This is a genomic window from Listeria sp. PSOL-1, from assembly GCF_902806445.1.
Lineage (GTDB): Bacteria > Bacillota > Bacilli > Lactobacillales > Listeriaceae > Listeria.
The window spans coordinates 1,021,371-1,035,594 of the sequence record NZ_LR760298.1; the positions used below are offsets into that span (position 1 = coordinate 1,021,371).

Annotated in this window: 15 protein-coding genes; 2 read left to right on the forward strand and 13 right to left on the reverse strand. The window is 37.4% G+C overall.

The features are described from left to right. Nucleotides 1-13 precede the first annotated feature (13 nt). From G6Q10_RS04970 to racE, 3 genes are read right to left on the reverse strand one after another with little or no spacing between them, the layout of a single operon-like run. On the reverse strand, nt 14-625 hold the full coding sequence (locus tag G6Q10_RS04970) for an XTP/dITP diphosphatase (protein ID WP_163653620.1): 612 nt from the start codon (nt 623-625) through the stop codon (nt 14-16). Then, nucleotides 626-1,375, reverse strand: a complete 750-nt coding sequence (rph, locus tag G6Q10_RS04975) for a ribonuclease PH (protein ID WP_163653622.1) — start codon at nt 1,373-1,375, stop codon at nt 626-628. A 22-nt stretch (nt 1,376-1,397) separates the two neighbouring features. Beyond that, complete coding sequence (gene racE, locus G6Q10_RS04980) at nt 1,398-2,195, reverse strand: glutamate racemase (protein WP_163653624.1); 798 nt, start codon at nt 2,193-2,195, stop codon at nt 1,398-1,400. A 161-nt stretch (nt 2,196-2,356) separates the two neighbouring features. On the opposite strand from racE, the gene G6Q10_RS04985 reads away from it, so the two are divergent. Then, a complete protein-coding gene (locus tag G6Q10_RS04985; RefSeq protein ID WP_163653626.1) occupies nt 2,357-2,809 on the forward strand; it encodes a YslB family protein in 453 nt (150 codons plus the stop codon). A gap of 179 nt (nt 2,810-2,988) precedes the next feature. Here G6Q10_RS04985 and G6Q10_RS04990 read toward each other — a convergent pair whose 3' ends face one another. From G6Q10_RS04990 to zapA, 7 genes are all read right to left on the reverse strand, one after another. After that, nucleotides 2,989-4,203 carry an aspartate kinase gene (locus G6Q10_RS04990; protein ID WP_163653628.1) on the reverse strand — a complete coding sequence of 405 codons (1,215 nt, stop codon included), beginning with the start codon at nt 4,201-4,203 and terminating at the stop codon, nt 2,989-2,991. Between the two features lie 14 nt (nt 4,204-4,217). Then, a complete protein-coding gene (uvrC, locus tag G6Q10_RS04995; RefSeq protein WP_163653630.1) occupies nt 4,218-6,026 on the reverse strand; it encodes an excinuclease ABC subunit UvrC in 1,809 nt (602 codons plus the stop codon). Nucleotides 6,027-6,206: 180 nt separating this feature from the next. Continuing rightward, entirely contained in the window at nt 6,207-6,521 is a 315-nt protein-coding gene (trxA, locus tag G6Q10_RS05000; RefSeq protein ID WP_163653633.1) for a thioredoxin, read from the reverse strand. A gap of 82 nt (nt 6,522-6,603) precedes the next feature. Then, nucleotides 6,604-8,958 carry an endonuclease MutS2 gene (locus G6Q10_RS05005; RefSeq protein WP_163653636.1) on the reverse strand — a complete coding sequence of 785 codons (2,355 nt, stop codon included), beginning with the start codon at nt 8,956-8,958 and terminating at the stop codon, nt 6,604-6,606. A gap of 21 nt (nt 8,959-8,979) precedes the next feature. Next, complete coding sequence (gene polX / locus G6Q10_RS05010) at nt 8,980-10,692, reverse strand: DNA polymerase/3'-5' exonuclease PolX (protein ID WP_163653638.1); 1,713 nt, start codon at nt 10,690-10,692, stop codon at nt 8,980-8,982. Between the two features lie 172 nt (nt 10,693-10,864). Next, nucleotides 10,865-11,407, reverse strand: coding sequence for a CvpA family protein (locus G6Q10_RS05015; protein ID WP_163653642.1), 543 nt, complete (start codon nt 11,405-11,407; stop codon nt 10,865-10,867). Further along, a complete protein-coding gene (gene zapA / locus G6Q10_RS05020) occupies nt 11,404-11,727 on the reverse strand; it encodes a cell division protein ZapA (protein WP_232057789.1) in 324 nt (107 codons plus the stop codon). Before zapA ends, G6Q10_RS05015 begins: the two co-directional genes overlap by 4 nt. Before the next feature lie 123 nt (nt 11,728-11,850). On the opposite strand from zapA, the gene rnhC reads away from it, so the two are divergent. Next, nucleotides 11,851-12,774 carry a ribonuclease HIII gene (gene rnhC, locus G6Q10_RS05025; protein ID WP_163653644.1) on the forward strand — a complete coding sequence of 308 codons (924 nt, stop codon included), beginning with the start codon at nt 11,851-11,853 and terminating at the stop codon, nt 12,772-12,774. Here rnhC and G6Q10_RS05030 read toward each other — a convergent pair. The 3 genes from G6Q10_RS05030 to G6Q10_RS05040 form a co-directional block, all read right to left on the reverse strand. Further along, nucleotides 12,771-13,445, reverse strand: coding sequence for a uracil-DNA glycosylase (locus G6Q10_RS05030; RefSeq protein ID WP_163653647.1), 675 nt, complete (start codon nt 13,443-13,445; stop codon nt 12,771-12,773). The two genes, rnhC and G6Q10_RS05030, sit on opposite strands and share 4 nt — an antisense overlap. A 106-nt stretch (nt 13,446-13,551) precedes the next feature. After that, nucleotides 13,552-13,794: a hypothetical protein gene (locus tag G6Q10_RS05035; RefSeq protein ID WP_163653649.1), complete on the reverse strand. Its 243-nt coding sequence runs from the start codon at nt 13,792-13,794 to the stop codon at nt 13,552-13,554. Further along, the gene (locus tag G6Q10_RS05040) at nt 13,743-13,973 is read right to left on the reverse strand and encodes a hypothetical protein (protein ID WP_163653652.1); all 231 of its coding nucleotides are present in this window, start codon (nt 13,971-13,973) and stop codon (nt 13,743-13,745) included. The genes G6Q10_RS05035 and G6Q10_RS05040 overlap by 52 nt, the downstream gene beginning before the upstream one ends. Nucleotides 13,974-14,224: the final 251 nt, after the last annotated feature.

Genomic DNA, 14,224 nt, shown 5'->3' on the forward strand with positions numbered 1-14,224 from the left:
GTGTTATATTTTCTCATTTTTCTTCAATTTTTGCTAGTAGTTTTTCGATGTTTTTTGCAAGTTCTTTTAGTGCATTCGCTCGGTGACTGATTTTGTTTTTTTCTTCTGAAGGTAAATTGGCCATCGTTGTTCCTTTTTCAGGGACATAAAAAAGTGGATCATAGCCAAAGCCATTTTCTCCAGATGGTTTTTCAGCAATAAGGCCAGAACATTCGCCAGTATAAAAATCAGTTGTCGTTCTTGGTGAGCTAACTGCTAACGTTGTATGAAAACGAGCGGTTCGTTTTTCTTTTGGAATTCCTTTTAATTCTGCTAGTAATTTTTCGTTATTTTTAGCATCATTATGATCAAATCCAGCGTAACGAGCTGAGTAAACGCCTGGAGCACCGTGAAGCGCATCCACAATGAGGCCAGAGTCATCAGCAATAACGGTTGTTCCTAGTTTTTTAGCTACTGTTTCCGCCTTTAACGCAGCATTTTCGGCAAATGTTGTCCCGGTTTCTTCAATTTCTTTAATATCTGGGAAATCTGCTAGTGTTAAAACTTCTACTTGATATTTAGCTAGCATCGCTTCAAATTCTCTGGCTTTTCCGCGATTATGCGTGGCGATAACCAATTTTTTCATTCATTCGGCTCCTTTGATTTGGGCAGTAATTTCGCTACCTAAAATCTCTTTTTGTAGATCAATTAAATGGTTGATTCCGATTTGACCAAGCTTGAGTAATTCAGTAAGGTCTTCATTTGAAAAAGTGGCTTCTTCTCCAGTGCCTTGAAGTTCTACAAAACGGCCACTACCGGTCATAATTACATTCATATCAACATTTGCTCGACTATCTTCTATATAATTCAGATCCAAAACCACAGACTCATCTTCTAAAATACCGACACTAATAGCGGCAAGAAAATCTTGAACTGGAAATTTCTCAAATGGCTTTTCTTCATTTAGGCGGCTAATAGCAAGGGCCATTGCGACAAAAGCTCCTGTAATAGAAGCTGTTCTTGTGCCACCGTCTGCTTGAATAACATCACAATCAAGCCATACTGTTCTTTCGCCTAGTGCTTCAAGATCAACGACAGCACGCAATGCTCGTCCAATTAAGCGCTGGATTTCCATTGTTCTACCAGTCACTTTTCCTTTTGCAGATTCGCGAATATTACGTGTTTGTGTTGCCCTTGGTAGCATAGCATATTCTGCTGAAATCCAGCCTTTTCCTTCTCCACGCATAAATGGAGGGACTTTTTCTTCAATACTTGCAGAACAAATGACTTTTGTATCGCCAAAAGTGATTAAAACAGAACCTTCTGGATGAAGTAAATAATCTTTTTCAATGATCACTTCGCGTAGTTGGTTTTTTTCTCGTTCATCGACTCTCATCTTAAAATCTAATCTCCTTTGTTTATCCTAAATGGATGTGTTCTACTACCATATCTTTAAAATCTAACCAGTCTGAAGCAATATCTTTAAAAATATCTACCGATCCGGTCGTGAAAAAACGATGATTGATTTTGCCTACTTGTTTTTCTAATAAATCATGATAATCAAGTAATGCGCTTACTTCGCTGGCTGTTTCTTCACCAGAATTAATAACAGTTACATCGTCGCCCATAACATTCTCGATGATTGGCTTAAGAAGCGGATAATGAGTACAGCCTAAAATAAGCGTATCGATCTTTGTGCTTTTAAGTGGTAAAAGAGACTCGGCAACAATTTTTTTGGCGATAGGACTTTTATATTCAAAGGATTCAACAATAGGAACAAATTTTGGACAAGCAAGCGAGTCTACTTCAACATATTGATTTAATCCTCGTAAAGCATTAGGATACGCTAGGCTTTGTACTGTACCAACCGTTCCGATCACGCCGATGTGATTGTTTCGTGTTTCTTTCAGTGCAGCACGTGAACCAGGTTGAATAACACCAATAATTGGGATATTAAGGTTCGCTCTAATATCTTTTAGCGCCGCTGCTGTTGCTGTATTACAGGCAATGACAATCATTTTAACACCTTGTTCAACTAAAAAATTAGTCATTTGCCAAGTAAATTCTTTCACTTCTTCTATATCACGCGGGCCATAAGGACAACGTGCAGTATCGCCTAAATAATAAATTTGTTCATGAGGAAGCTGTTTTAATACTTCTTTTACTACTGTCAAACCGCCTACCCCAGAATCAATAAAACCAATTGCTTGTTTCACAGTTTCGCCTCAATTTCTATTTATTAATACCAAAAAACTATACGTATATATTTTCTTATTTTTTTCTGCATTTAGCAAGTATTTTTTGTGAAATTATAATTTTGCTTCCAATTTATGGACAATTTTGGTTATAATAGTTACAGGAAAGTGGGGTTAACCATATGACAGACAAAATTGAAAATAACGACGTAGAACAAATGGAGCTTGAACTTGTTCCTAGTTTTGCGCATGAATTATATCGTGATTATTTGCTACCAGAATTACTTGGTGAAGAAGCTCCTCATATTTTATATTGGGCAGGAAAAGATCTCGCTCGTCAGTTTCCACTTGAAACATTTGATGAGGTTGTCGCTTTCTTTAAAAAAGCTTCTTTCGGTGATTTAGAAATCATGAAGGATAAAAAAGATGAACTTCATATTCGCCTTTTTGGAAATCAAATATCAGGCCGCTTTGAAAAACAAAATTCACCAACTTTTAAATTAGAAGCAGGCTTTATTGCAGAATCGCTACAATCACAAAAAAAGCTTTATACAGAAGCCTATGATGAAATTAATTCACGTAAAAAAGAAGCCGTTCTCATTGTTAAATGGGATCGTAAAGAAACTATAGAATAATAATGAGAAAATGCGATTCAACAAATAGAGCGTAGATACTACATTTCGAACACGATTAAGAGGATTGCCAGAACCCGGAAGCGGAGCGTACGACTGTACGTGAGAACCGGAAGTCTGGCAATCCTCTTCAATGCGAATTGCGAGCGCTTGTCGCTGATTTATTTTGTGTATATCCAGACTCATTTTTCTAGCTCAAATATATCATGAAGAACTTGAGCGGCTTCTACCATTTTTTTATCGGGGACTACGGTTGAAACTTTAATTTCTGAGGTGCTAATCATTTTAATTGGAATATCCACTTCGGTTAATGCTTCAAACATGCGGGCTGCAACACCTGGATTTGATACCATCCCTGAGCCAACAATCGAAACTTTAGCAAGGTTTTGTTCAGATTCTAAGTCGCTATAGCCTATTTCCGCTTTTTTATCTTCTAAAACAGTAAGTGTATCGAGTAATTCAGCACTTTTGATTGTGAAAGAAAGATTGCCATGGCCAAGGCCAGTAATTCCTTGAATAATAATATCAACATCAATATTTTTTTGGGCAAGTTCTGTAAATACTTTTGAGACGTGCATTTCTTTTTTATCTTCCCAATGAATCGTGACACGAGTCATCTGGTCTTCAAAAGCAATGCCTCTTACAACTTTCGTATTTTCCACTGTTATTTCCTCCTCAATCATTGTCCCTACTTCTGTTCCGTGACTCATACGTACTTCCAGTGGTATACGGAAGTTTTTCGCGTATTCAACGGAGCGCGGATGTAGTACTCCTGCTCCTAAATGGGCTAATTCAAGCATTTCATCATAAGTGAGTTGTGTTAATTTTTTTGCACGCTTAACATAACGGGGGTCTGTTGTATAAACACCATCAACATCTGTACAAATTGCACATTTATTTGCGTTCATCGCAACAGCAAGCGCCACTGCTGTTGTATCAGAGCCTCCGCGGCCAAGCGTTGTTAGTTCACCGCTAGCCGTTATTCCTTGAAATCCTGCTACAATAACAATATTCCCGGCATCTAACTCCATTTGAAGACGATCTGTATCAATATCTAAAATTCGGGCATTACCATGAAGTTCTTCCGTTTCAATTCCTGCTTGCCAGCCAGTGAGTGATATCGCTTTTTGTCCGTGCGCTTTAAGTGTCATTGCAAGTAGCGAAGTCGTAACTTGTTCTCCGGTTGAAAGTAACATATCCATCTCGCGCTTATCAGGAGTCTGGCTGATTTCATTTGCCATTCCCAGCAATTTATCAGTGGACTTCCCCATTGCTGAAACAACGACGATCACTTTGTTCCCTGCTTTTTGTTCACGAATTGCTTGCTCTGCTGTTTTAGCAATTTTTCCGGTAGTGCTTACAGAAGTTCCACCAAATTTTAAGACTACAAGCCCCATACTTTTTCCTCCCTCTATTCTTCATTGTTGTTCATTTCTTTACTTAAATCGCTAACTTTTTGATAAACGGCTTCGGCAACTTGCTTTGGTATTCCGCTTTTTTGCAATTCTGTAACTGATGCAGCTTTGATTTTTTTCATGGAACCAAAATGTTGCAAGATTTTTTTCTTACGTCCTGGTCCAACACCTGGAATACCATCCAAAATTGATTGAAAGCCTGTTTTACTGCGTAGTTGTCTATGAAAAGTTATCGCAAACCGGTGGACCTCATCTTGAATGCGTTGCAATAAATAAAACTCTTGGCTATTTCGTTCAAGGGGAATAATCGCAAGTGGCTCACCGAAAAGTAATTGGCTTGTTTTATGTTTATCGTCTTTAGCTAAGCCTGCAACTGGAATATCCAGTCCAAGTTCGTTAATTAAAACATCTTTTGCGCTGTCAATTTGTCCTTTTCCACCATCAATTAAGACTAAATCTGGAAGTGGCAAACCTTCTTTTAGCACGCGCCAATAACGCCTTCTTACTACTTCACGCATGGTTGCATAATCATCTGGACCTGCTACGGTTTTAATTTTATATTTGCGATAATCATTTTTGCTTGGTTTTCCGTCAAGAAAAGTGACCATCGCTGAAACAGGGTCTGTTCCGTAGATATTAGAATTATCAAACGCTTCAATGCGTGTTGGTGTGGGGATTCCCATTTGTTCACCAAGTTTATTTGTTGCGCCCACCGTTCTTTCTTCATTGCGCTCAAGCAACATGAATTTCTCATTTAAGGCAATTTTAGCATTTTTATAAGCGAGTTTTACGAGTTCTTTTTTATTCCCTCTTTTGGGGACAAGTACTTTTGTATCAGGTAAAAGCGCTTGCACAGCTTCTTGATCCACATCATCTGGCAAGAAAACTTCTTTTGGAACAATATGGTTTGCTTTTTCGTAAAACTGGCCAATAAATGTGAGAAAATCATCATCTGCATCATTATAAAAAGGAAATTGCGATACATCGCGTTCAATGAGCTTCCCTTGTCTAATGAAAAATACTTGAACACACATCCAGCCCTTATCAATAGCATAACCAAATACATCACGATCGACAAAATCATTCATCGTCATTTTTTGTTTTTCCATTGTTGTTTCAATCGCGTTAATTTGATCACGAAATTCAGCAGCTTTTTCAAATTCCATTGATCCAGCGGCATGGTTCATTTTTGTAAGCAGTTCTTGCTTTACTTTTTTATAACCACCATTTAAAAAACTAACAATTTCGTCAAACATTTTTTGGTATGTTTCTTTGCTTACTTCAAAAACACATGGTGCTAAACACTGTCCTAAATGATAATACAAACAGACTTTGTTTGGTAATGTTGTACACTTTCTAAGTGGATAAAGGCGATCAAGGATTTTTTTTACTTCATTTGCGGCATATACATTTGGATAGGGACCAAAATATTTGCCTTTGTCCTTCTTTACTTGACGCGTAATGATGAGGCGTGGGTGCCGCTCATTTGTAATTTTGATAAACGGATAGGTTTTATCGTCTTTTAAACGAATATTGAAGCGTGGATCATGTTTTTTGATCAAATTAATTTCAAGTAAAAGGGCTTCAACATCAGACGAAGTGACAATATATTCAAAATCAGTAATTTCCTGGACAAGGCGCTGTGTTTTACTATCATGGGTGCCTGTAAAGTAGGATCGGACGCGATTTTTTAAAATTTTTGCTTTCCCTACATAGATAATCGTTCCCTGCTTATCTCTCATTAGGTAGCAACCTGGCTGATCTGGAAGCAATGCTAATTTATTTTGAATATGACTAGATACCATGTAATTCCAACTCCATTTTTCTTAATAAAATAAAGGAGAGTTTGGGACATAAGCGAAATAAATCGGCGACGAGATTTTCGCTCTCGCTCGATTGATCACTTGAAATCGGCGTATTTACACCATATTCTTCAAATGGCTAAATCGCTTTATGTCACAAACTCTCTTTCACTTTAGCATAAGCTATAAATATTTATTGATAACTTCATCCAAATCTTCTTTTGGACGATAACCGATAACCTTATCGACTACTTCTCCGTCTTTTTTTATTAAAAGTGTCGGGATGCTCATTATACCAAATTGTTTTGGTGTTTCTTGATTAGCATCAATATCTATTTTAACGATTTTTAATTGACCCTCGCGTTCTGCTGCGATTTCTTCTAAAATAGGCGCTACCATGCGGCAAGGGCCACACCAAGTCGCCCAAAAATCAGTTAGAACAAGGCCAGTTCCTGTTTCTTGTTCAAACTGTGCATCTGTAATTTCTTGAATTGCCATTTTACACCATCTCCTTCAAAAAATACTCTCTTATCTTAGTATACATTCGTTCTAGTGAATTCGCTATTTATTTGCTTATTGTTTACCTTAATTCAGCAATTGTAATGCCGTTTCCACCTTCTGCTGCTGAGCCAAAACGAAACGATTTAACCATGCGGTGATTTTTTAAGAATTCAGTGACACCTGTTCGAAGTGCTCCTGTTCCTTTACCATGGATAATCGCTACCTGTCCATAACCTGCTAAAAGTGCTTCATCAATGTACTTATCTAGTTGTTGTAATGCATCTTCGTAGCGTACGCCTCTTAAATCGAGCTCGGCTTTCACTGGATCACTGCCGCGAATATTCGTGATGATTCGTTCTTTTTTTGGTTCCTCTTTTGCAATATATTCAAGATCTGTTACTTTGATCTTCATTTTAATCATCCCGATTTGAACGTTCCACTCATGCTGATTTACTTTATCCAGCAATGTCCCCTTTTGATTAAGTGACAAGATACGGACTGCATCCCCTGATGTTAGCTTATGATCTACTTGTTTTGGCGAATGAATCACATTTTTTTGTATCGTCTTCGGTTTAGCTTGGGTGAGTCTTGTTTTAGCATCGATTAGTTGGTGCTCTTTCACACCACTTGCTCCCTGCAATTGCAGTGTCCTTAACTCATGAATAATCGCTTCAGCATCAACTTCTGCTTTTTCAATAATTTCTCTTGCTTGTTCGTTCGCTTTTTCTATGAGTTTGTCTTTTTGGTTGTAGTAGGTACGAATTTCTTTTTGCAAATCTTGTAGTAACTTTTCTGCACCTTGTGCGACTTCTTTCGCTTCTTGGTATTCTTTTTCTGCTAAGTTGCGTTTTTCTTCTAAGCTTGAAATCATTTCATTTAAATCAGCACTCTCTGTATCAATTAAAGAACGTGCTTCTTGGATGATCGTTTCATTTAATCCGAGACGCTTAGAAATGTCAAAAGCATTGCTTCGACCTGGTATGCCAATTAACAATCGATAAGTTGGGCTAAGTGTTTCAATATTAAACTCAACAGAAGCATTTGTCACTTGTTTTCGTTCATAACCATAGGCCTTTAATTCAGGGTAATGTGTGGTTGCAACGATTGTCGCTCCTTGCCTAAGTGCAGCATCTAAAATAGCAATCGCCAGCGCAGCGCCTTCTTGTGGATCTGTTCCAGCACCAAGTTCATCAAACAAAATAAGCGAGCGTTTATTCATTTTTTTGATAATCTCGACAATATTTGTCATATGTGAAGAAAATGTACTTAAATTCTGTTCGATTGACTGCTCATCACCGATATCAGCAAAAATTTCTTCAAAAATGGCAATAACAGAATCTTCTTGGACTGGAATTTGTAAACCAGATTGAGCCATTAATGTAAGTAAGCCGAGTGTTTTTAAGGTGATGGTTTTCCCACCGGTATTTGGACCAGTAATAACGATAGCTTGGTAATCTTCACCTAAAATGATATCATTACTTACTACTTTTTCAGGGTCAAGCAGAGGATGCCTTGCTGCCCAAAGTTTAATTTGCCCTTCTTGATTTAATTTAGGTGTGACAGATTTTATTGCTTTACCATACCTTGCCTTAGCTATAATAAAATCGAATTGAGCAAGCACATACGTATTATGATGGATTTCCTGAACGTGTTCAGCTAGTTCAGCAGAAATCGCAGCTAAAATGCGTTCAATTTCTTGCTTTTCTTTTGCCTGGAGCTCACGTCGTTGATTATTTAAATCAACAACGCTTTGTGGTTCAATAAAAAGAGTTTGCCCAGAAGCCGATTGATCATGTACGATCCCGCCATAATGAGCTTTATATTCTTGCTTAACTGGTAAAACATAGCGATCATTTCGAATCGTGATCACAGCATCGCTTAACATTTTACTTGCATTTCGATCACGTAAAAGGGACTCTAATTTATCACGTACACGTCCTTCCGTTCGACTAAGCGATTGCCGGATGCTTCTTAAGGTTTCACTGGCTGTATCAAGCAAAAGCCCTGTTTCATCAACAGACAGCGTGATGACTTCTTCTAATTCACGTAATACCATTAGTTCAGCTGCCAACGCTTCTAAGCGCGGCAACAATACGCCTTGCTCTACTAAATCTGCCATAAAATCTTTCATTGTTCGACTAACACGCAAGTTACTACCAATTTGATAAATTTCAAGCCCATTTAAGTCTCCACCAATTTCAAGGCGCTTCAGCTGAGCGGCAACATCATATAGACCAGCAATTGGGGCACTACCACGCAATCTGATCACTTTTGCCCCTTCTTCTGTTTCTGCTTGTGCTTTTTCTACCTCATCAAAATTGATGCTTGGTGAAAGGGATTTAATCGCTTTTACACCAAGTGGTGAGGCAGCATATTCTTCAAGTTGTTTTTTTATTTTGTCAAATTCAAGTAGACTTTCAACTCTTTTTTTCATTTGTCATTCCTCATTTTTGGTTCATTTCTTTTTTAAAAACTGTTTAAAGTCTTTTCTTGTCATCGTGTTAATAATATCACTTTTTGAAAGCCAGCCTTTCACAGCAACTCGTGCGCCAATATCCATAAAATCAAGGTGAGTCGTGTCATGGGCATCTGTATTAATAGCCAGTTTCACGCCGCTTTCTTGCGCCATTTGTAGATGTTCTGCGTTTAGATCAAGGCGTTTTGGGTTAGCGTTTAACTCAAGTGCCGTATGGGTTTCTTTTGCCATTTTTATAAGTTCTTTCACACGGACTTTATAAGGTTCACGCTTGCCAATAATTCTGCCAGTTGGATGAGCGATTAGGCGAACATACGGATTTGAACAGGCTGTTTCTAAGCGCTTCATAATTTCTTGTTCAGTTTGTGAAAAACCAGAATGAATCGAAGCGATCACAAAATCCAATTGCTGTAACACTTCATCTGAAAAATCAAGTGTTGCATCTGTTAAAATATCCATTTCAACTCCAGCATAAACATCAATTTCAGGATAATTTGCAGCTGCTTTTTTTATCTCTTGATTTTGCTCGAGTAATCGTTTTTCATTTAACCCATTGGCTACTCGTAAAAACTTGCCGTGATCCGTAATCACCATATATTCGTATCCTTTTTTTATGCAGGCTTCAATCATTTCTTGAATAGAATAAGCACCATCTGACCAGGTTGTGTGCATATGCAAATCACCACGAATATCTGCCACTGAAACAAAGTCATGCTTTGTCTTTATTTTTTCAATTTCTGTTCCATCAAGTCTTAGTTCAGCGGGAATAAATGGTAGTTTGAAATGTTTAAAAAAGGCCTCTTCGGATGAAAAAGTAAGCGTATGGCCATTTGCTTCTAAAACGCCATATTCACTGATTTTTTCACCTTGATCTTTAGCAATTTGACGCATGCGAATATTATGATCCTTAGAACCAGTAAAATGATGCAATGCTGTTATAAATTTATCAGGTTTTACGATACGAAAATCAATAGCAATTTGAATGGATGTATTTACCTCGATCGAAACTTTTGTATCACCGGCATTTGTTACTTCACTGATTAGCGGTAATTGAAGTAATGACGCCCGAACCTGATCTGCATGTTCAGCTTCAATCACATAATCCAAATCACGAACGGTTTCACGTAAACGTCGTAAGCTGCCAGCTCGGTGAAACTGCTTAATTTCACGAATGCTTGCTAAATATTCTTCAATCTCTTCAGCAACCGGAAGCACGTCGTCAATTGGATAACGATCCGGACGTGTTCCAAGCTCTTTTACACCTTCCATTATTTTTTGAACTGATTTTTCCCCGAACCCCTTTAGCGCTTCAATATGTCCATTTTGAGCTTCACGTAATAGCGTTTCTCGGTCGATAACACCTAGCTCATGATATAAGCGAGCTAGTTTTTTTCCACCTAAGCCTTGGACGTCTAGAAGTGGTATTAAACCAGCTGGTACTTCTTTTTTTAACTGATCAAGTTCAGGTGATTTTCCTGTTTGAAGGAAGTGCTGAATGATTTGTCCTGTTGTTTTTCCGATTCCTTTAAGAGAGAGGATATCATCCATCTCAGCTAAGCTACGTTGATCGTTTTCAATACTTTGTGCTGCTTTTTTGAAAGCTGAAATTTTAAATGGATTTTCATCTTTTAATTCCATATATGTGGCAATCTCTTCTAATAAATGAATGATTTCTTTTTTACTTTTTACCACTCAATTCACCTCTTATATTGATTCTTTCAGATAAGCAAACAAAAGCGCTTGTTTTTCTAGCGTTTGACAAAATCCGGAAGTAGATGCTTATAAACCGGAAATATGAGAAACCAAAGAAAACAAAGCGCTTGCCGTTCATTTATTTCATAATCATCTAAGCTTCCTAGTTCTTTTATTTAGGAATTACTCCAGTCATCCATTCATAAAAACGCTTTGATAAAACTGGTGTATTTTCTAGTATCCACTGGGCAATACTAGAATCATGAATAAAGTTAACCATCCAATGTGCTGGATAAATCGCACCGATATATAACACTAAAAAAATAATCAAATAAACTTGAACAAGTCCTAATAACCCGCCAATAAGCCCATTTACTTGACGTAAAATAGGAATGCGCGTAACACCAGTAACAAGTGATGCTAGCATATGCACAATAATGACCGCAACAAGAAAAATCAAAATAAAAGCAAGCACATTATAATACGCTTCTTTTGTATGAAGTACTTCAAGTAACTGATAAACCTCTTTTGACTTATCCGCTGAAGGATATGGAATAAAAGACAAGTGCGGGGCTAACATCGCATAATATTTATAAGCAACAAACAGCGACAGAATATAGCCTAAGGTTAAAATCAACTGTCGGATAAAGCCATTTTTATAGCCATTCATCAATCCAAAAACAAGTAAAATGATAATAATAATATTTAAAATCATGAATCTAGTCCTTTATATTTCGCTAGTTGTTCTTCCAAATCGCGAACCTTTTTTTCGAGCAGAAGATAATCATGTGTGGCATTAACCGCAGTTAGAACCGCTAATCTTCCACTATCAAGCGTTTTATTTTGTAAGCTAATCGCGTGCATTTTATCATCAACAGCTCTTACAACCTGTCTAAGATGTGCGGCAGATTCAGTACCGACAATGGTATATTCGCGTCCATAAATTGTCGTTGTTATTCGGTTCTTTTGCTCATCAGCCACTAAAATCGCTCCTTTAACTGAAAATGTTACCTTTACTTCTTTCAATAGTATCATGAAAAACACTCAAATGAAAGAATGAGCCATCATTTGCCAAAATAATCCATCTAGAGACGGAGCTGCTTTCTTATCCCTAAATATGATACAATAGGGACTAATTAAAAGAAGGAGCGTTTAACAATGAATACTGTTATCCAAGTAGAAATGTCATGTATGATGCAAATGAAAGAAAGCTACTCCCCTTTTTTAATAGCCAAGGTTCCTCCTGGTGCCATTTTTAGCGCAAAAAAAGCAGGAATGACGATTACAGCTTACAAATCAGGTAAAGTGATGTTTCAAGGTACAAATAGTCAAAATGAAGCGGCTCTCTGGGGTAAAGCAACTTCTCTCCCCAACACCAAACCACAAAAACAGCGACCTGTATTGCCCCAAGGTTTTGCTGAAAAAAATGTTCTTGGCTCAGATGAAGTTGGAACTGGCGATTTCTTCGGCCCAATCACTGTTGCCGCTTGCTATGTTACACGCGAAAAAATGCCACTTTTAAAACAGCTCGGCGTCAAAGATTCCAAAGCAATGAAAGATCAAGAAATCTGTGCGATTGCAAAACAAATCATCCCAATTATTCCAAACAGCGTCCTTATTTGTCCAAACCCAAAATACAATGAGATCGAGCACCAAGGTATGAACCAAGGCAAAATCAAAGCACTATTACATAACCGCGCACTTAGTAATGTACTAAAACGCATTTATCCAGAAAAACCCGAAGCCATTTTAATTGACCAATTTGCCGAAAAAAATACGTATTATCGTTATCTTACTGAAGAACCTGAAATTATTCGCGAAGATGTTTATTTCGCTACAAAAGCGGAAGGTTTACATTTAGCCGTTGCTGCCGCTTCAATTATTGCTCGTTATAAATTTGTTGAAGCCTTTTTGGAAATGGAACGCGAACTAGGCATGCCTCTTACAAAAGGAGCGGGTTCACGCGTTGATCAGGTCGCTGCTGAAATTATCAAGCGGTACGGCCTAGAAACGCTGTCTAAGTACACAAAACAACACTTTGCTAACACTGAAAAAGCCAAACAGATTGCTAAAAACCATTAAACATTAGGAATTTGCCAATCAACTGGCGTTAAGTCATGTTCCGCCAAAAAAGCATTTGTTTTTGAAAAATGCCTTGAACCAAAAAATCCGTAATCAGCAGAATAAGGGCTTGGGTGGCTTGAAGTAAACACAGCATGATTTGGATTATTTAACAGCGCTTGCTTTTGTTTGGCATTATTCCCCCACAGCAAAAAGACAAGCGGCTCTTTCTTATCATTTAATCGCTGGATAATTTTATCTGTTAGCGCTTCCCACCCTTTTCCTTTATGTGAATTAGCCTGACCTCCTTGAACAGTGAGAACTGTATTCAATAGCAAAACGCCTTGATCGGTCCAATGCTTTAAATAGCCGTTATTTGGGATGTAACAGCCTAAATCATTTTGTAACTCCTGATAAATATTTTGCAAGGAAGGTGGCGTTCTAACCCCTTTTTGCACAGAAAACGAAAGCCCGTGAGCTTGCCCTTTTCCGTGATACGGGTCCTGCCCAAGGATGACTACTTTTGTATGATGAAAAGAAGTATATTTTAACGCATTAAAAATATCATACATGTCTGGATAAACTGGCTTTGTCCCATATTCAGATTTTAAAAACTCACGAAGCTTTAAATAATAATCTTGCTTGAATTCGTTTGCTAATAACTCGTCCCAATCATTACCAATATGTATCATGCTTTAGTCTCCCCATCTTTTTTCCTTTATTATACAAAAAAAATGAACAAGAAGCACTTTTTATTCATGGAGATTGTACTATTTGATGAATGAAGCACTTCAATGCTCAATAGGAATAATATAAAACACTTGAAAGGATGGTATAAGCAAACCTTCCTTTTACTTGGTCTTCTTTCATTAAAGCGTCATTACCAACAGCATAGTAAGCATAAATCCTTTTAGAATCATTGTAATAAGCAAAAGAATACGCTAGCTCGCAGTTGTTTGGTGAATTTAATTTTTGTTCATTTTTACTGGTTAACGGCTGTCCATTAACAAAATGTTTTTTTCCTTTACCCATTTTTGCCAATTTGCGTAATCTTTCTTCGTTGTGATCGTTTTAGAAAACCATTCATGGCCATATGCAAATGGAGGAATATGGCATTTTATATTTTTAATAGCAATGATTTCATCTTGTGGAATTCCTGATTTATGAATAACTTTATTTATTTCATTATCTGCACGTTTTGTAATCATATGTACATACAAATAATGACCTCCTATACTTAAGACAATAAGTATGAATAAAGGAATTAAGATGCGTTTCCATTTTTTCATTTTTTGTGTGCTCCTAAAAATTAAAATGTCTTTACCTACTTTCAATTAAAAAACAAGAGTCAAGGCTTCCTACGATTTAAAAAATAGAGCGTAGGTGCTACATTTCAAACACGACAAATCGAGCGAAAGCGTTTGTATTGAAGCAGTTGGCCAGAAGCCGGAAGCAGAGCGTACGACTGTAC

What these genes read in the sequence shown, in the direction of transcription:
- G6Q10_RS04970 (WP_163653620.1), bottom strand. Translation starts at nt 625, where the DNA reads ATGAAAAAATTGGTTATCGCCACGCATAATCGCGGAAAAGCCAGAGAA.
- rph (WP_163653622.1), bottom strand. Translation starts at nt 1,375, where the DNA reads ATGAGAGTCGATGAACGAGAAAAAAACCAACTACGCGAAGTGATCATT.
- G6Q10_RS04985 (WP_163653626.1), top strand. Translation starts at nt 2,357, where the DNA reads ATGACAGACAAAATTGAAAATAACGACGTAGAACAAATGGAGCTTGAA.
- G6Q10_RS04990 (WP_163653628.1), bottom strand. Translation starts at nt 4,203, where the DNA reads ATGGGGCTTGTAGTCTTAAAATTTGGTGGAACTTCTGTAAGCACTACC.
- uvrC (WP_163653630.1), bottom strand. Translation starts at nt 6,026, where the DNA reads ATGGTATCTAGTCATATTCAAAATAAATTAGCATTGCTTCCAGATCAG.
- trxA (WP_163653633.1), bottom strand. Translation starts at nt 6,521, where the DNA reads ATGGCAATTCAAGAAATTACAGATGCACAGTTTGAACAAGAAACAGGA.
- G6Q10_RS05005 (WP_163653636.1), bottom strand. Translation starts at nt 8,958, where the DNA reads ATGAAAAAAAGAGTTGAAAGTCTACTTGAATTTGACAAAATAAAAAAA.
- G6Q10_RS05015 (WP_163653642.1), bottom strand. Translation starts at nt 11,407, where the DNA reads ATGATTTTAAATATTATTATTATCATTTTACTTGTTTTTGGATTGATG.
- zapA (WP_232057789.1), bottom strand. Translation starts at nt 11,727, where the DNA reads ATGATACTATTGAAAGAAGTAAAGGTAACATTTTCAGTTAAAGGAGCG.
- rnhC (WP_163653644.1), top strand. Translation starts at nt 11,851, where the DNA reads ATGAATACTGTTATCCAAGTAGAAATGTCATGTATGATGCAAATGAAA.
- G6Q10_RS05030 (WP_163653647.1), bottom strand. Translation starts at nt 13,445, where the DNA reads ATGATACATATTGGTAATGATTGGGACGAGTTATTAGCAAACGAATTC.